This is a genomic window from Rhizobium leguminosarum (assembly GCF_001679785.1).
GTDB lineage: Bacteria > Pseudomonadota > Alphaproteobacteria > Rhizobiales > Rhizobiaceae > Rhizobium > Rhizobium leguminosarum_R.
This window is the reverse complement of sequence record NZ_CP016286.1, coordinates 923,853-941,195: the sequence shown is the minus strand read 5'-3', so window position 1 is coordinate 941,195 and position 17,343 is coordinate 923,853. Positions and strand designations below refer to the sequence as shown.

The window sequence follows — 17,343 nt, the reverse complement described above, 5'->3', positions numbered from 1 at the left end:
CTGCCTTTCGATACCGTTCGGAATTACCAGCGATAGTGCGAGAACGCGCGGTTGGCGTCAGCCATCTTGTGCGTGTCTTCGCGCTTCTTGACGGCGGAGCCGCGGTTGTTGGACGCATCGAGCAGTTCGCCAGAAAGGCGGTCAACCATAGTCGTTTCATTGCGCTTGCGGGCAGCAGCGATCAGCCAGCGAATAGCAAGAGCCTGGCGGCGCTCCGGACGAACATCGACGGGGACCTGATAGGTCGCACCACCGACACGACGCGAGCGAACTTCAACGTGCGGAGCAATGTTCTCAAGCGCAGAATGGAAAACCGTGAGCGGCTCCTGCTTGGCCTTGCCCTGGACAACGTCGAACGCACCGTAGACGATGTTTTCAGCAACGGACTTCTTGCCGTCGAGCATGATGGCATTCATGAACTTGGTGACGACGAGATCGCCGAACTTCGGGTCCGGATTGATCTCGCGCTTTTCTGCTTTATGACGTCTGGACATATTTTGTCTCTTCAACCGTTAAGGCGCTTCATGACGCGGAGGACCTCGCGCAGCGCCGGATTATTCAAAAACCGAATTACTTCGGACGCTTCGCGCCGTACTTGGAGCGGCGCTGCTTGCGGTTCTTGACACCCTGAGTATCGAGAACGCCGCGGATGATGTGATAACGGACACCCGGAAGGTCCTTGACGCGGCCGCCACGGATCATGACGACAGAGTGTTCCTGAAGGTTGTGACCTTCGCCGGGGATGTAACCAATGACTTCGAAGCCGTTGGTCAGGCGGATCTTTGCGACCTTACGCAGAGCCGAGTTCGGCTTCTTCGGCGTCGTCGTGTAGACGCGCGTGCAAACGCCGCGCTTCTGCGGGTTCTCCTGGAGTGCGGGAACCTTGTTACGCTTTACGTTCGCCTGGCGAGGCTTGCGGATCAGCTGGTTTACGGTAGGCATTCAACCATCCCTTACGTTTTATCTCAGTACCCTTGCGGGCTTGAACTCGCGCCGTCTCCGGCAGTGACGCGCGCTTTCCGTCAATGCGCAAAATATGGCCCGATCCGCTTCCGCAGATGGACCACAAGGAGCAGAGGACGCATAGGACATGCGTCGTGCGTGCAGCATCATGACTTCAACGTGCGTTTAGAACCTTGTTTGAGGTGAACTTCAGGGCGAGTCGCCCCGAACAGCCAAGCCTCACATGGGATCTGATGGCCGGGGTACTACTGGTTTCCACCCGCCTCGTCAAGGCCGGTTAAGAAATAAACTCACCGTATCGCCTTGATATGCCGGCCCAACGCCCTGTTTCATCCTTCTAGACGAATTGACGGGCGTGCACCAAGATAAAAACTTGGGCATTGCGGCAAAAGCAGTTAAGGAATCAGCAATTGCGGCGTTCGGCCCTCACAGCAGGATTCGAGCGACCGAATCGTCAAAGAGCCGAAGGACAGGCGATGATCACGACACCTGATAACGACAATAATTTCGACGGCCCGATGATCTTCATCATCATCGGCAAGGGCTACGAGTCCGACGCCAGCGAAGGCATCGACCTGCACATCATGCTGAAGGCGCCTGACGACGACACTGCCGTACGCGAGGCCTTGAACGCCCTTGCCGAGGAAGGCTTCATTGAGGCCGATCTCGACCAGATCGGCATGCTGACCGAGGTCCCGGCCGAAGAGCCACACGCATCTGCCTACCAGGGCGCCGTCGAAGGTGAAGTCGCGATCATCCGCTTCAACTGAAGGGAGCCGCCGCTGACGCTGCCGGTCGCCACAGGCAGCATAAGCGGAAAGCAGCGCCCTCCCTCCCCGCCAGACCAATCAGAACAGACTAAAAACGAAAAACCGCCCGGATCGCTCCGGGCGGTTTTTCAATTCGTCGACTTCAACCGCGGATTATTCCGCAGCCGGAGCCTTTTCGGCCATGTCCTGCAGCATCGGCGTGGCGACGGCAGCACCCGTGCCCTTGCGGCGCTCTTCGAGGATCATCTCGTCGCGCGACGTGGCGATGCGGCGGATCTGGGTCATGGTGCCGCCGGTACCGGCCGGGATAAGACGGCCGACGATGACGTTTTCCTTCAGACCCTGCAGGCCGTCGGTCTTGCCGGCGATCGCAGCTTCCGTCAGCACCTTGGTCGTTTCCTGGAAGGACGCGGCCGAGATGAAGGACGGGGTCTGCAGCGACGCCTTGGTGATGCCGAGAAGAACCGGATCGCCATAGGCTGGCTTTTTGCCCTGCTCGATCAGGTGATCGTTGACGTCTTCGAGCTCGATCCGGTCGACATTGTCGCCGACGATATAGGTCGAGTCGCCTGCATCGGTGATTTCCACCTTCTGCAGCATCTGACGGACAATCACCTCGATGTGCTTGTCGTTGATGACGACGCCCTGCAGGCGGTAGACTTCCTGGATCTCGTTGACGAGGTACGAGGCTAGAGCCTCCACGCCCTTGATCGCCAGGATATCGTGCGGAGCCGGGTTACCGTCGAGGATGTAGTCACCCTTTTCGATATAGTCGCCTTCCTGAAGGTGGAAGGGCTTGCCCTTCGGGATCAGGTATTCGACAGGCTCGACACCGTCTTCCGCCGGCTCGATGATGACGCGACGCTTGTTCTTGTAGTCGCGGCCGAGGCGGATCGTACCATCGATCTCTGCGATGATGGCGTGGTCCTTCGGACGGCGGGCTTCGAACAGCTCGGCAACACGCGGCAGACCGCCGGTGATGTCCTTGGTCTTGGCGCTTTCGAGCGGCGAACGGGCGAGAACGTCACCCTGGGAGACCTTCGTGCCCGGCTCGACCGACAGGATCGCATCAACCGAGAGGAAGAAGCGGGCGTCACCACCACGAGACAGCTTCGCGATATTGCCGCTGGCATCCTTGATGACGATCGCCGGCTTGAGGTCCGAGCCGCGCGGGGTCGAACGCCAGTCGATGACCTGACGCTTGGTGATGCCGGTCGATTCGTCGGTCGCTTCCAGAACGGAGAGACCGTCGACCAGATCTTCAAACTGAACGGTACCGGCCACTTCCGTCATCATCGGACGGGTGTAGGGGTCCCACTCTGCCAGGCGCTGGCCGCGCTTGACCTTGTCGCCTTCGTCGACATGCAGCTTCGAACCGTAGGCCACGCGCTGCGACGACCGCTCGACACCACGTTCGTCCAGGATCTGGACGGTCATGTTGCGGCCCATGGCAACGAGGTTGCCATCGGAGTTGCGCAGGATGTTGCGGTTCTTGATCTGCACCGTACCTTCGTACGAGGCTTCGAGGAACGACTGGTCGACCACGGTTGCCGTACCGCCAAGGTGGAAGGTACGCATGGTGAGCTGGGTGCCCGGCTCGCCGATCGACTGAGCAGCGATGACGCCGACGGCTTCGCCCATATTGACCGGCGTACCGCGCGCGAGGTCGCGGCCGTAGCAGACCGAGCAGACGCCCGTCTGGATTTCGCAGGTCAGGGCCGAGCGGATGCGGATCGACTGGATGCCGGCCTTCTCGATTTCGACGACGTCGGGCTCGAGGATCATCCTGCCGGCATCGACGATGCGCTCACCCGTGACCGGATGATCGATGTCGTCGAGCGCCGTGCGGCCGAGGATACGGGCGCCGATCGAGGCAACCACCTGGCCGGCATCGACGATGGCGGTCATGGTGAGGCCCGTCTGCGTTCCGCAATCGACATGCGTGACGATGCAATCCTGCGCGACGTCGACGAGACGGCGGGTCAGGTAGCCGGAGTTGGCGGTCTTCAGGGCGGTGTCTGCCAGACCCTTACGGGCGCCGTGCGTCGAGTTGAAGTACTCGTTGACGGTCAGGCCTTCCTTGAAGTTCGAGATGATCGGGGTCTCGATGATTTCGCCCGACGGCTTGGCCATGAGGCCACGCATGCCGCCCAGCTGACGCATCTGGTTCGGAGAACCGCGGGCACCGGAGTGGCTCATCATGTAGATCGAGTTCATCGGCTTCTGGCGACCGGTCTTCTCGTCGAATTCGACCGCCTTGATGCGCGCCATCATCTCTTCGGCGACCTTTTCGGTCGCCTTGCCCCAGGCGTCGACAACCTTGTTGTACTTCTCGCCCTGGGTGATGAGGCCGTCATTGTACTGCTGCTCGTATTCCTTCACCAGGTTTTCGGTGTCGGCAACGATCTTGGCCTTGGCATCCGGAATGACCATGTCGTCCTTGCCGAACGAAATGCCGGCGCGGCAGGCGTGGGCGAAACCGAGCTGCATGATGCGGTCGCAGAAAATGACCGTGTCCTTCTGGCCGCAATGGCGATAGACCGTGTCGATCATCTTCGAGATGTTCTTCTTGGTCATTTCCTGGTTGCAGATATCGAAGGGCACCTTGCCGTTCTTCGGCAGCAGTTCGCCGATGAGCAGACGGCCAGGCGTTGTCTCATAGATCTTCGAGTAAGGCTTGCCATCCTCGTCGACCGACTTGAAGCGACCGCGGATCTTGGTGTGCAGCGTCACGACCTTGCTTTCGAGGGCGTGATGCAGTTCGCCGAGATCGGAGAAGGCCATGCCTTCGCCCGGCTCGTTCTGGTTGAGGATCGACAGATAGTAGAGGCCGAGAACCATGTCCTGCGAGGGAACGATGATCGGCGCGCCGTTGGCCGGATGCAGGATGTTGTTGGTCGACATCATCAGCACGCGGGCTTCGAGCTGGGCTTCGAGCGACAGCGGCACGTGAACGGCCATCTGGTCGCCGTCGAAGTCGGCGTTGAAGGCCGTGCAGACGAGCGGATGCAGCTGGATCGCCTTGCCTTCGACCAGGATAGGTTCGAAGGCCTGGATGCCCAGGCGGTGCAGCGTCGGTGCGCGGTTCAAGAGAACCGGATGCTCGCGGATGACCTCGTCGAGGATATCCCAGACTTCCGGCTTTTCCTTTTCGACCAGCTTCTTGGCCTGCTTGACGGTCGAGGAGTAACCCTTGGCGTCGAGGCGGGCATAGATGAACGGCTTGAAGAGCTCGAGCGCCATCTTCTTCGGCAGGCCGCACTGGTGCAGCTTCAGTTCCGGACCGGTGACGATGACCGAACGACCGGAATAGTCGACGCGCTTGCCGAGCAGGTTCTGGCGGAAGCGGCCCTGCTTGCCCTTCAGCATGTCGGAGAGCGACTTCAGCGGACGCTTGTTGGCGCCGGTGATGACACGGCCGCGACGGCCGTTGTCGAACAGCGCGTCAACGGATTCCTGCAGCATGCGCTTTTCGTTGCGGATGATGATGCCAGGCGCACGAAGTTCGATCAGGCGCTTCAGACGGTTGTTACGGTTGATGACGCGGCGGTAGAGATCGTTCAGATCCGACGTCGCGAAACGGCCGCCGTCCAGCGGAACCAGCGGACGCAGGTCCGGCGGGATGACCGGAACGACCTTCATGATCATCCATTCCGGACGGTTGCCCGACTCCATGAAGTTCTCGACAATCTTCAGGCGCTTCATCAGCTTCTTCTGCTTGAGATCCGACGTGGTGTCGGCAAGCTCTGCGCGCAGGTCGCCAGCGATCTTTTCGAGGTTCATCGAGGCCAGCATCTCGTAGATCGCCTCGGCGCCGATCATCGCGGTGAACTGGTCTTCGCCGTATTCGTCGACAGCGAGCATGTACTCTTCTTCCGAGAGGAGCTGGTGCTCCTTCAGGGCGGTCAGGCCCGGCTCGGTGACTATGTAGTTTTCGAAGTAGAGGACGCGCTCGACATCCTTCAGCGTCATGTCGAGCAGCGTCGAAATGCGTGATGGCAGCGACTTAAGGAACCAGATGTGGGCAACGGGAGCGGCGAGCTCGATATGGCCCATGCGCTCACGGCGAACGCGCGACAGCGTGACTTCGACGCCGCACTTTTCGCAGATGATGCCCTTGTACTTCATGCGCTTGTACTTGCCGCACAGGCATTCGTAGTCCTTGATCGGCCCGAAGATGCGCGCGCAGAACAGACCGTCGCGTTCCGGCTTGAACGTACGGTAGTTGATGGTTTCCGGCTTCTTGATCTCACCGTAAGACCAGGAGAGGATCTTCTCCGGAGACGCGATCGAAATCCGAATGGAATCGAAATTCTGTGCAGGCACCTGCGGATTGAAAAGATTCATGACCTCTTGGTTCATGCCTGTCTCCTTCATGGGCTAAAGCGCCCTCAAAATGCGATGGTCGGCGGCAAATTCCCGGGAGCCGCCTCCCTCGCTTAAACGAGAATAACCGCTGGATGCGGCGAAACTTCCCTTCCGGGCCGACACGGATACGGCGCCCGGCGGGACCGGCGTGCGCCGCATTGGCAGCGCACGCCCTATCAAGTGCTTACTCGGCCGCGTCGGGCAGCTGAGCTGCCTGCGCCTCGTCAAGCTTGGTGTTCTCGAGCTCGACGCTGAGGCCCAGCGAGCGCATTTCCTTGACGAGAACGTTGAAGCTTTCCGGAATACCGGCTTCGAACGTATCGTCTCCTCGGACAATGGCTTCGTAGACCTTGGTGCGGCCGGCGACGTCGTCCGACTTCACCGTCAGCATTTCCTGCAGCGTGTAGGCCGCGCCGTATGCTTCGAGCGCCCAGACTTCCATTTCGCCGAAGCGCTGGCCGCCGAACTGCGCCTTGCCACCCAGCGGCTGCTGGGTCACGAGCGAGTAAGGACCGATCGAACGAGCATGGATCTTGTCGTCGACCAGGTGGTTGAGCTTCAGCATGTAGATGTAGCCCACGGTCACCTGGCGGTCGAACTGCTCACCGGTACGGCCGTCATACAGCGTCGACTGACCGCTATCCTTGAGACCTGCCAGACGCAGCATGTCGTTGACGTCGGCTTCGTTCGCGCCGTCGAAAACAGGCGTCGCAATCGAAACGCCGCGCTTCCACTGGTCGGCGAGACGCAGAACCGAGTCATCGTCGAACTCGTGGACCTGTTCGGCCTTGGGGCCGTCTCCGACGACATCGCCGATTGTCTTGCGCAGCGGCTCAATGTTGCCATTGGCCTTATATGCGTCGATCAGTTCGCCGATCTGGCGACCCATGCCAGCGCAAGCCCAACCCAGATGCGTTTCCAGGATCTGGCCGACGTTCATGCGCGAAGGCACGCCGAGCGGGTTCAGAACGACGTCGACATGCGTGCCGTCTTCGAGGAACGGCATGTCCTCCACCGGCACAATGCGCGAGACGACGCCCTTGTTCCCATGACGGCCGGCCATCTTGTCGCCCGGCTGGATCTTGCGCTTTACGGCGACGAAGACCTTGACCATCTTCATGACGCCAGGAGGCATTTCATCGCCGCGCTGGACCTTTTCGACCTTGTCCATGAAGCGCTGTTCAAGGCGCGACTTGGATTCGTCGTACTGACCGCGCAGCGCTTCGAGCTCGCTCTGGACCTTTTCGTCTTCGACCGCGAACATCCACCACTGCGAGCGGGGATATTCGGAGACGACGGCGTTCGAAAGCTCGGCTCCCTTCTTGAAGCCCTTCGGGCCGGCAATAGAGGCCTGGCCGCGCAGCATCTCGATTAGACGGCCGTAGACGTTACGGTCGAGGATCGCCTGCTCGTCGTCACGGTCCTTTGCCAGACGCTCGATCTCTTCGCGCTCGATCGCCATCGCACGCTCGTCCTTTTCAACGCCGTGGCGGTTGAAAACGCGGACTTCGACGATCGTGCCGTAAGTGCCGGGCGGCATGCGCATGGAGGTGTCGCGCACGTCGGAGGCCTTTTCGCCGAAGATGGCGCGCAGAAGCTTTTCTTCCGGCGTCATCGGGCTTTCGCCCTTCGGCGTGATCTTGCCGACGAGGATATCGCCCGGCTGAACTTCGGCGCCGATATAGACGATACCGGCTTCGTCGAGGTTCTTCAGCGCTTCTTCCGAAACGTTCGGAATATCGCGGGTGATTTCTTCCGGACCAAGCTTGGTGTCGCGCGCCATCACTTCGAATTCCTCGATGTGGATGGAGGTGAACACGTCGTCGGCAACGATACGCTCGGAGAGCAGGATCGAGTCTTCGTAGTTGTAGCCGTTCCAGGGCATGAACGCGACGAGCGCGTTGCGGCCGAGCGCCAGGTCGCCGAGATCGGTCGACGGGCCGTCGGCGAGGATGTCGCCGCGGTTGACCTCGTCACCGACGGTGACCAGCGGGCGCTGGTTGACGCAGGTGTTCTGGTTCGAACGCTGGAACTTCTGCAGGCGGTAGATATCGACGCCGGACTTGCCGGCTTCGAGGTCTTCCGTGGCGCGGATAACGATACGCGTCGCGTCGACCTGGTCGACCACGCCGCCGCGGCGGGCGCCGATGGCGGCGCCAGAGTCACGGGCGACGACCGGCTCCATGCCGGTCCCGACGAACGGAGCTTCGGCACGCAGCAGCGGCACTGCCTGACGCTGCATGTTCGAGCCCATGAGCGCGCGGTTGGCGTCGTCGTTTTCCAGGAACGGGATGAGCGCGGCTGCGACCGAAACGACCTGCTTCGGCGAGACGTCCATCAGGTTCATGCTGTCGCGCGGGGCGAGCATGACTTCGCCGGCATGACGGCAGACGACGAATTCGTCGACGAAGGAACCGTCAGCGTTCATCTCGGCATTGGCCTGGGCGACGTAGTACTTCGCCTCTTCCATGGCGGAGAGGTAGAGCACGTCGCTCGTCACCTTGCCGTCGACGATGCGGCGGTACGGGCTTTCGATGAAGCCGTACTTGTTGACGCGGGCAAAGGTCGCAAGCGAGTTGATCAGACCGATGTTCGGGCCTTCCGGCGTTTCGATCGGGCAGATGCGGCCATAGTGGGTCGGATGCACGTCGCGGACTTCGAAGCCGGCGCGCTCGCGGGTCAGACCGCCCGGGCCAAGAGCCGAAAGACGGCGCTTGTGGGTGATTTCCGAGAGCGGGTTGACCTGGTCCATGAACTGCGAGAGCTGCGAGGAACCGAAGAATTCGCGCACGGCAGCAGCTGCCGGCTTGGCGTTGATCAGATCCTGCGGCATGACCGTGTCGATCTCGATCGAGGACATGCGTTCCTTGATCGCGCGCTCCATGCGCAGCAGGCCGAGACGGTACTGGTTTTCCATCAGCTCGCCGACCGAACGGACACGACGGTTGCCGAGGTTGTCGATGTCGTCGATCTCGCCCTTGCCGTCGCGCAGTTCGACCAGCATCCTGACCACGGCCAGGATGTCGTCCTTGCGCAGGATGCGAACGGTGTCTTCGACGGTCAGGTCGAGGCGCATGTTCATCTTGACGCGGCCGACGGCGGAGAGGTCGTAACGCTCCGCATCGAAGAACAGCGAGTTGAACATGGCTTCGGCCGATTCCATGGTCGGCGGTTCACCCGGACGCATGACGCGGTAGATGTCGAACAGAGCGTCCTGACGGTTCTCGTTCTTGTCGGCTGTCAGGGTGTTGCGGATATAGGCGCCGACATTGATGTGGTCGATGCCGAGAACCGGGATCTCGTCAAAGCCGTTCGCCAGGATGATGCCAAGCGTCTTCTCGTCGATTTCGTCGCCAGCTTCGAGGTAGATCTCACCCGTCGAGTAGTTGACGATGTCGCCGGCAAGGTAGTTGCCATAAAGATCGTCGTCGGCGGCCTTGAGGGCCTTCAGACCCTTGTCGGACAGCGTGCGCAGCAGGCGCGGGGTCAGCTTCTTGCCGGCTTCCACGACGACTTCGCCGGTATCGGCGTCGACCATCTCGGTGATCGCCTTGGCACCCTTCAGCGTTTCCGGCTTGAAGGGAATGCGCCAGCCTTCGCCGTCGCGCTTGTAGAGCGACTTCGTGTAGAAGGTGTCGAGAATTTCCTCGCCGTCCATGCCGAGCGCCATCAGCAGCGACGTGACAGGGATCTTGCGGCGGCGGTCGATACGGGCGTAGACGATGTCCTTGGCGTCGAATTCGATATCGAGCCAGGAACCGCGATAAGGGATGACGCGCGCAGCAAAGAGCAGCTTGCCGGACGAATGGCTCTTGCCCTTGTCATGGTCGAAGAAGACGCCCGGCGAACGGTGCATCTGGGAAACGATCACGCGCTCGGTGCCGTTGACGATGAACGTGCCGTTGTTGGTCATGAGCGGCATGTCGCCCATGTAAACGGACTGTTCCTTGATGTCCTTGATCGACTTGGCGCCGGTATCCTCGTCGATATCGAACACGATGAGGCGCAGCGTCACCTTCAGGGGTGCAGCATAGGTCAGGTCGCGCTGACGGCATTCGTCAACGTCAAACTTCGGCGGTTCGAACTCGTAGGACACGAATTCCAGCATGGATGCGCCGGAGAAATCGGTGATCGGGAAAACCGATTTGAAAACGGCCTGAAGACCCTCGTCGGGTCGGCCGCCCTTCGGCTCTTCAACCATCAGAAACTGGTCGTAGGACGCCTTCTGAACCTCGATGAGGTTCGGCATTTCTGCGACTTCGGGGATCTTACCAAAAAACTTGCGTACGCGCCTGCGACCGTTGAACGAAAGGGTCTGAGCCATCGTCGCTCCTTCAAAATCTTGCACCCGGGCCTGCAACGGACGGGAACCGATGGCCAGTCGATCCCGTCAATCAATGAGTAGTTCAATCTCGTCCGACCCCAGAAAACGCTCAGCTCGGATTGCTGTGCTGCCCTCGGTGCGAGACCATCCTTTTGAAGAACCCATTACCCAAAAGCCGTTTCGACGCGGCTTTTGGGTAATTCGTTCAGAAAAACGGCAAATGGGAGGCAGTAGAGATACTGCCTCCCAAAAGCAGTTCAAGATTACTTGACGTCGGCCTTGGCGCCAGCGTCTTCAAGCTTCTTCTTGATGTCAGCGGCTTCAGCCTTGTTGACGCCTTCCTTGACAGCCTTCGGAGCGGCTTCAACGAGATCCTTGGCTTCCTTGAGGCCGAGACCAGTGATGGCGCGGACTTCCTTGATGACGTTGATCTTGTTGGCGCCGACATCCGTGAGGATGACGTCGAACTCGGTCTTTTCTTCTTCAACGACAGCAGCAGCAGCACCGCCGGCAGCGGCAGCAACAGCTACCGGAGCAGCAGCGGAAACGCCCCACTTTTCTTCGAGAAGCTTCGACAGTTCTGCAGCTTCCAGAACGGTCAGCGAGGAGAGGTCGTCAACGATCTTTGCGAGATCAGCCATTTTACTAGTTCCTTTTGTTCGGTTCGAACCGGTTGATTATAAACAGCGAAAAACCGCCTTACGCGGCTTCGTCCTTCTTGGCATAGGCCGCAAACACGCGGGCAAGCTGGCTTGCCGGTGCTGCAACAACCCCAGCGATGCGGGTAGCCGGTGTCTGGATCATGCCCAGCAGCTTCGCACGCAGCTCATCGAGCGAAGGCAGGGTCGCAAGCGACTTGACTGCTTCGGCGTTGAGCGTGGTTGTTCCCATGGCGCCGCCCAGAACAATGATCTTGTCATTGGTCTTGGCGAAATCCATGACGACCTTCGGAGCGGTGATTGGATCGGTGCTGTATGCAATCAGCGTCTGACCCTTGAAGAGATTGGACATCCCTTCCGCTTCCGTACCCTGAAGGGCAATCTTGGCCAGGCGGTTCTTCGCGACTTTGACGGTACCGCCAGCTGCGCGCATCTTCGAACGAAAATCGTTCATCTGCGCGACTGTGGCACCAGCATAGTGGGCCACGACAACTGAGCCCGAAGCCTTGAAGACTTCGTTCAGTTCCGTGACGAATTCGCGTTTTTCCGCTCTTTCCACTGCCTATCTCCAGTTGGCGGGACCGAAAATGGGCCCGCCGGTTGCCTTTTGCCTCCTGGGATCATGCGAGATCCCAAGCGACGCTTGAGGATCCTGTCCCCCCGCGCTCTCGCGCCAATCAAGGCTAAAGAGGCACAAGGCATCCAAGGCTCGAACCGAGTTCCGAGAAGCGAACTTCTTGCAATTCGGGTCTTACCCGTCTCATGCAGGCACAGTGATTAAGGGAAAACCACCTGCAATCTCGGACAGGATTCCGGATTTCTCCGGAATATTCCGGCCCCTTGCGAGGCCGAAAATTCAGTCGCCGGGCTTAAAGCCCGGCCATAAACTTACGCAGCCGGAGCACCGGTGACCGAGCCGGGCTCGATCTTGACGCCCGGGCCCATGGTCGACGAAATCGCCACGCGCTTGACGTAGTTGCCCTTGGCGCCAGCCGGCTTCGCCTTGATGACGGCGTCAGCAAAGGCGCGGATGTTTTCTTCCAGAGCCTTGGCGTCGAAAGAGGCCTTGCCGATACCGGCATGGACGATGCCAGCCTTCTCGACGCGGAACTCGACAGCGCCGCCCTTGGAAGCCTTGACGGCTCCTGCGACGTCCATGGTAACGGTGCCGACCTTCGGGTTCGGCATCATGCCGCGCGGACCGAGAACCTTACCGAGACGGCCGACGAGCGGCATCATATCGGGGGTGGCGATGCAGCGATCGAATTCGATCTTGCCGCCCTGGACGATTTCGACGAGGTCTTCGGCGCCGACGATATCGGCACCAGCGGCCTTGGCTTCGTCAGCCTTGGCGCCACGAGCGAAGACGGCGACGCGAACCGTGCGGCCCGTGCCGTTCGGCAGGTTGACGACGCCGCGAACCATCTGGTCCGCATGGCGCGGGTCGACGCCGAGGTTCATCGAGACTTCGATGGTTTCGTCGAACTTGGCGACAGCCCGTTCCTTGACCATGCCGATGGCCAGGGTCAGAGCGTAGAGCTTGGTGGGATCAACACCTTCGTTGATCTTCTTCGTGCGCTTACCAGCCATGATCTTAACCCACCACTTCCAGGCCCATGGCGCGGGCAGAGCCCTCGATCATCGCCATTGCACCTTCGATATCCGCTGCGTTCAGATCCTTCATCTTGGCTTCCGCGATCGACTTGATCTGAGCCTTGGTGAGGGAGCCGGCCTTGGCGCCCTTGCCGGGCGTCTTGGAACCGGACGTGATCTTCGCTTCCTTCTTCAGCCAGTAGCTGACCGGCGGCTGCTTCATCGCGAAGGTGAAGGACTTGTCCTGGTAATAGGTAATGACGACCGGAATCGGCATGCCCTTTTCCATTTCCTGCGTAGCGGCATTGAACGCTTTGCAGAATTCCATGATGTTAATGCCACGCTGACCAAGCGCCGGACCAATCGGCGGGGACGGGTTTGCCGATCCTGCCTTGACCTGAAGCTTGAGTTGGCCTGCAACTTTCTTAGCCATATCTCTCTGCCTTTCATGAACGGCCGGTTGCCCGGCCCGTGATGCCGGATCTCTCCGGCGGCTGCGGTTGCGTGGTGCGGATCCTTAGGGTCCGGCTAAGACCCCTCACCTTCCACGCGGGTGCGAACAACGTCCGCAGGAAACAGGCCGCAAAGGGCCAGCTTCCAGTTTCTGCAATCAGACCTTCTCGACCTGAGCGTATTCCAGCTCGACCGGCGTTGCGCGGCCGAAGATCGACACTTCCACCTTCAGGCGCGAACGTTCTTCGTCCACATCCTGAACCGTGCCGTTGAACGACGCGAACGGACCGTCGGAAACGCGGACCTGCTCGCCGATCTCGAAGGTAATGGAGGCCTTCGGCCGCTCGACACCTTCCTGAACCTGACCGAGAATGCGCTCGGCTTCATAATCCGGAATCGGAACGGGCTTATTGTCGGAGCCGAGGAAACCTGTGACCTTCGGCGTATTCTTGATCAGGTGATAGGCTTCGTCGGTCAGATTGGCACGAACCATGACATAGCCCGGGAAAAACTTGCGCTCGGAATCGACCTTGCGGCCGCGACGCACTTCCACCACCTTTTCAGTCGGCACGAGGATCTTCTCGAACAAGTGCTCAAGCCCCTTCTGGCGAGCCTTGTTCTCGATGTCTTCAGCCACCTTCTTTTCAAAATTTGAATATGCGTGGACGATGTACCAACGTGCCGCCATTTTCATTTCCACCCGTATCAGTTGCCGGTATTCAGCACGAAGCTCAGAGCCCAGCCGATCAGCTGGTCAGCGGCAAAGAAAAACAGCGCGGCGAAAACCACCATCACCAGCACCATGACCGTCGAGATCATGGTCTCGCGGCGCGACGGCCATGTAACTTTGGACGTCTCGGAGCGAACCTGCTGCAGAAACGCAAACGGATTGGATTTGGATGCCATCGACTGCCCACGCAATTACGGCGCGTAAAGCTGAAACTATCAGCCCCACGCACCGCGTGTCTGTTGAACCCTAAATAAACACCGATTTCCGAATACACAAGGGGGAAACCGAAGTTTAACGAAATTACTTACCACCAATCAATCCCCGACCGGAAATGCCGCGAGCATGTCCGCGCTGTCCCGCATCCAGGAAAATGGCAGGGGCAGTAGGGCTCGAACCTACGACCTGCGGTTTTGGAGACCGCCGCTCTACCAACTGAGCTATACCCCTTCATACCGATCATTCAGCGCCAGGCCAAGGCCCGCAAATCGCTGCTGAAAAGCATGGCGCTCCCTTTAAGACGACGGCACGGGATTGGCAAGCACGATTTTCGATTTTCAAAGCCATTCTCCTGATATGCGAGCGATCGGCCTTTCAATCGCGGAACCACGGTCCGTTCAGACCTTCACATATTTCCGCCAATCGTGTTCTTCCTTAAAACCCAGCACCTCGCAGATCTTGCGGTTGGAGAGCAGGCCCTCATATTCGCCGATCTCGCGGGTAAAGGGCACGTTCGGAAAGAATCGCTTCGCAAGCTCTTTCGATGGCGTATTGGCAGAGACGGTGTCGTTGGCGGCGTTGAAGACCTGGTAGCCGAGACCGTCCTTCTCGACGCAGAGATGGCAGATCTGCCCGAGGTCGCGGGCATCGATATAGCTCCAGGCGATGCGCTTGCGCATCTCGGGATTGGCGAAATAGGTCGGAAACCTCTCATATTCGTGCGGCTCGATGACGTTGCCGATGCGTAGCGCATAGATGTCGAAGCCCGAACGTTCGGCAAAGGCGCGCGCCGTCTTTTCGTTGACCACCTTGGAAAGGCCGTAGGAATCCATCGGATTGACGTCATAATCCTCCTCCAGCGGGAACTGGTGGAAATCGCGATGGCCTTCGGCAAAGCAGACGCCGTAGGTCGTCTCGCTCGATGCGACGATGATCTTCCGGATGCCGAGCTTCACCGCCGCCTCGATGACATTATAGGTGCCCATCGTGTTGATGCGGAAGGTTTCATTGTCGGGCTTGATCAGGATGCGCGGGATAGCGGCGAAATGCACGACGGCGTCGAAGGGCTGCACGCCCCTGCCCGCGTCGAGATCGGGAAAATCGCGATGCATCGAGAGCGCGTTGAAGACCTGACCGCTATCGGTGATGTCGGCGATGAGATTGGTGACGCCGGGGCTATCCAGCGGCACGAGATCGAGGTTGTGAACCTCGTAGCCGGCATTGACGAGCCACGGCACCGCATGGCGACCTGCCTTGCCCGAACCGCCGGTGAATAGAATACGTCTCTTCATGGAATATCCTCCGCGTCATGAAATCGGAGGCATAGATAGACGCTTCCGCGCGAAGAGCAAGCGAGCGTCCTGCAAGGGTTCACCCCCGCGTCGCCAGGAGCATCCTATCCGGGAGCACCTGGCCGATCATTTCCGATCACCGCAGAACCCTGCGATGCTCGGCAAAGGTCGTCACTTGACGACACTTACCTCGCCAATCTGCACGACGGCAGACTGAACAACTTCTTGCGGAATTGCAGCGATGAAAAACATCGTGAAAACATACATCGCGAATATCGTCGCAGCGAATGTGGCCTTTGGAATCATCCGGGCTCTCCTCTTTGCAAGAAGGAGTCTGGACTACAATGGTCCAATCACAAACCGGTTTCTGAACGTGAGATGAACAAAATACTGTGACAGGCCAATTTAACGATATTTTTACAACACCTGTTAAACCTACCCGAAGCCATCAAAATGAAAAACCCCGCTGTTTCCAGCGGGGTCTTCATAATTGCGGATAACTCGAAAGTTACTCGACGATCGACGCGACGATACCGGCGCCGACGGTGCGGCCGCCTTCGCGGATCGCGAAGCGCAGCTTTTCTTCCATCGCGATCGGAACGATCAGCTCGACCGATACCGTGACGTTGTCGCCCGGCATGACCATCTCCGTACCTTCCGGCAGCGTCACGATGCCCGTCACGTCGGTCGTGCGGAAGTAGAACTGCGGACGGTAGTTGGTGAAGAACGGCGTATGACGGCCACCCTCTTCCTTCGTCAGGATGTAGGCTTCAGCCATGAACTTCTTGTGCGGCTTGACCGAACCCGGCTTGCACAGAATCTGGCCACGCTCAACGCCGTCACGGGTGACGCCGCGGATCAGCGCGCCGATGTTGTCGCCAGCCTGGCCCTGATCGAGCAGCTTGCGGAACATTTCAACGCCGGTCACCGTCGTCTTCGTCGTCGGGCGGATGCCGACGATCTCGACTTCTTCGCCAACCTTGACGATGCCACGCTCGACGCGGCCGGTCACAACCGTGCCGCGGCCCGAGATCGAGAATACGTCTTCGATCGGCAGCAGGAACGGCAGGTTGATCGGACGCTCAGGCGTCGGGATGTAGGCGTCGACAGCGGCCATCAGTTCGCGGATCGAATCCTCGCCGATCTTCTTGTCCGAATCTTCGAGAGCAGCAAGCGCCGAACCCTTGACGATCGGGATATCGTCGCCCGGGAAGTCGTAGGACGACAGCAGTTCGCGCACTTCGAGCTCGACCAGTTCGAGAAGCTCGGCGTCGTCAACCTGGTCGACCTTGTTCAGGAACACCACGATTGCCGGAACGCCAACCTGGCGGGCGAGCAGGATGTGTTCGCGCGTCTGCGGCATCGGGCCGTCAGCAGCCGAGCACACCAGGATCGCGCCGTCCATCTGGGCAGCACCGGTGATCATGTTCTTGACGTAGTCGGCGTGGCCGGGGCAGTCGACGTGGGCGTAGTGGCGGGCCGGCGTCTCGTACTCAACGTGGGCCGTCGAAATCGTGATGCCACGCGCCTTTTCTTCCGGAGCCGCGTCGATCTGGTCGTACGCCTTGTACTCACCGAAGTACTTCGTGATCGCTGCCGTCAGAGACGTCTTACCGTGGTCAACGTGGCCAATCGTGCCAATGTTGACGTGCGGCTTGTTGCGCTCAAACTTACTCTTTCCCATTTGAATGCTTCCTGTGAACGAAAATGGTGGCCCCGGCGAACCGGTTTAGTGCCGCCGTTTAAGGCTTTCGGCGACATTGCGCAAGACTTAATTGCAGACGCCAAACTTGGCCTGACAGCGCATATGGGAGACAATTCGCCGCCTGCAAGGCGATTCGCCAAAGCCCCCTCGAAAATCGCTGAAATCTTAGAGAAAATTGCATTGACCACCGGAGACGCGCTATAGACGTTCGGCGTTGAGCGCCCTTCCCTACCAGTCGATAATCGCAATCGTCAGCTTCTCCGCCAGCGC

At 59.5% G+C, this 17,343-nt stretch carries 14 protein-coding genes and 1 tRNA gene; 1 reads left to right on the top strand and 14 read right to left on the bottom strand.

The window, feature by feature from the left end:
• Nucleotides 1-23: 23 nt before the first annotated feature.
• Together rpsG and rpsL are read right to left on the bottom strand one after the other, a co-directional pair.
• Entirely contained in the window at nucleotides 24-494 is a 471-nt protein-coding gene (gene rpsG / locus BA011_RS04790) for a 30S ribosomal protein S7 (protein ID WP_011651422.1), read from the bottom strand.
• A gap of 76 nt (nucleotides 495-570) precedes the next feature.
• Nucleotides 571-942, bottom strand: coding sequence for a 30S ribosomal protein S12 (rpsL, locus tag BA011_RS04785; RefSeq protein ID WP_003547537.1), 372 nt, complete (start codon nucleotides 940-942; stop codon nucleotides 571-573).
• A gap of 497 nt (nucleotides 943-1,439) precedes the next feature.
• Between rpsL and BA011_RS04780 the strand changes: the two genes are divergently transcribed.
• Nucleotides 1,440-1,733, top strand: coding sequence for a hypothetical protein (locus BA011_RS04780; protein WP_003547528.1), 294 nt, complete (start codon nucleotides 1,440-1,442; stop codon nucleotides 1,731-1,733).
• A gap of 153 nt (nucleotides 1,734-1,886) precedes the next feature.
• On the opposite strand, the gene rpoC is transcribed toward BA011_RS04780, so the two are convergent.
• The 12 genes from rpoC to tuf all read right to left on the bottom strand — a co-directional run bounded on the left by rpoC (nucleotide 1,887) and on the right by tuf (nucleotide 17,052).
• On the bottom strand, nucleotides 1,887-6,095 hold the full coding sequence (gene rpoC, locus BA011_RS04775; RefSeq protein ID WP_026158635.1) for a DNA-directed RNA polymerase subunit beta': 4,209 nt from the start codon (nucleotides 6,093-6,095) through the stop codon (nucleotides 1,887-1,889).
• A 190-nt stretch (nucleotides 6,096-6,285) separates the two neighbouring features.
• Nucleotides 6,286-10,425: a DNA-directed RNA polymerase subunit beta gene (gene rpoB / locus BA011_RS04770; RefSeq protein ID WP_012757017.1), complete on the bottom strand. Its 4,140-nt coding sequence runs from the start codon at nucleotides 10,423-10,425 to the stop codon at nucleotides 6,286-6,288.
• A 263-nt stretch (nucleotides 10,426-10,688) separates the two neighbouring features.
• Entirely contained in the window at nucleotides 10,689-11,066 is a 378-nt protein-coding gene (gene rplL / locus BA011_RS04765; RefSeq protein WP_020049535.1) for a 50S ribosomal protein L7/L12, read from the bottom strand.
• A gap of 58 nt (nucleotides 11,067-11,124) precedes the next feature.
• A complete protein-coding gene (rplJ, locus tag BA011_RS04760) occupies nucleotides 11,125-11,643 on the bottom strand; it encodes a 50S ribosomal protein L10 (protein WP_065279610.1) in 519 nt (172 codons plus the stop codon).
• 329 nt (nucleotides 11,644-11,972) lie between these two features.
• Nucleotides 11,973-12,674 carry a 50S ribosomal protein L1 gene (gene rplA / locus BA011_RS04755; protein ID WP_065279609.1) on the bottom strand — a complete coding sequence of 234 codons (702 nt, stop codon included), beginning with the start codon at nucleotides 12,672-12,674 and terminating at the stop codon, nucleotides 11,973-11,975.
• Between the two features lie 4 nt (nucleotides 12,675-12,678).
• Nucleotides 12,679-13,110, bottom strand: a complete 432-nt coding sequence (gene rplK / locus BA011_RS04750) for a 50S ribosomal protein L11 (RefSeq protein WP_003547518.1) — start codon at nucleotides 13,108-13,110, stop codon at nucleotides 12,679-12,681.
• Between the two features lie 177 nt (nucleotides 13,111-13,287).
• The gene (nusG, locus tag BA011_RS04745; protein ID WP_003547516.1) at nucleotides 13,288-13,818 is read right to left on the bottom strand and encodes a transcription termination/antitermination protein NusG; all 531 of its coding nucleotides are present in this window, start codon (nucleotides 13,816-13,818) and stop codon (nucleotides 13,288-13,290) included.
• Between the two features lie 17 nt (nucleotides 13,819-13,835).
• Nucleotides 13,836-14,036 (bottom strand): preprotein translocase subunit SecE, encoded by a 201-nt coding sequence (gene secE / locus BA011_RS04740; RefSeq protein WP_003547514.1) that lies wholly within the window; start codon nucleotides 14,034-14,036, stop codon nucleotides 13,836-13,838.
• 195 nt (nucleotides 14,037-14,231) lie between these two features.
• A tRNA-Trp gene (locus tag BA011_RS04735) sits at nucleotides 14,232-14,307 on the bottom strand.
• 167 nt (nucleotides 14,308-14,474) lie between these two features.
• Entirely contained in the window at nucleotides 14,475-15,368 is an 894-nt protein-coding gene (locus tag BA011_RS04730; protein ID WP_065279608.1) for an NAD-dependent epimerase/dehydratase family protein, read from the bottom strand.
• Between the two features lie 171 nt (nucleotides 15,369-15,539).
• Nucleotides 15,540-15,674 carry a hypothetical protein gene (locus BA011_RS46070; protein WP_003547509.1) on the bottom strand — a complete coding sequence of 45 codons (135 nt, stop codon included), beginning with the start codon at nucleotides 15,672-15,674 and terminating at the stop codon, nucleotides 15,540-15,542.
• 202 nt (nucleotides 15,675-15,876) lie between these two features.
• Nucleotides 15,877-17,052, bottom strand: a complete 1,176-nt coding sequence (gene tuf / locus BA011_RS04725) for an elongation factor Tu (protein WP_012757012.1) — start codon at nucleotides 17,050-17,052, stop codon at nucleotides 15,877-15,879.
• Nucleotides 17,053-17,343 lie beyond the last annotated feature (291 nt).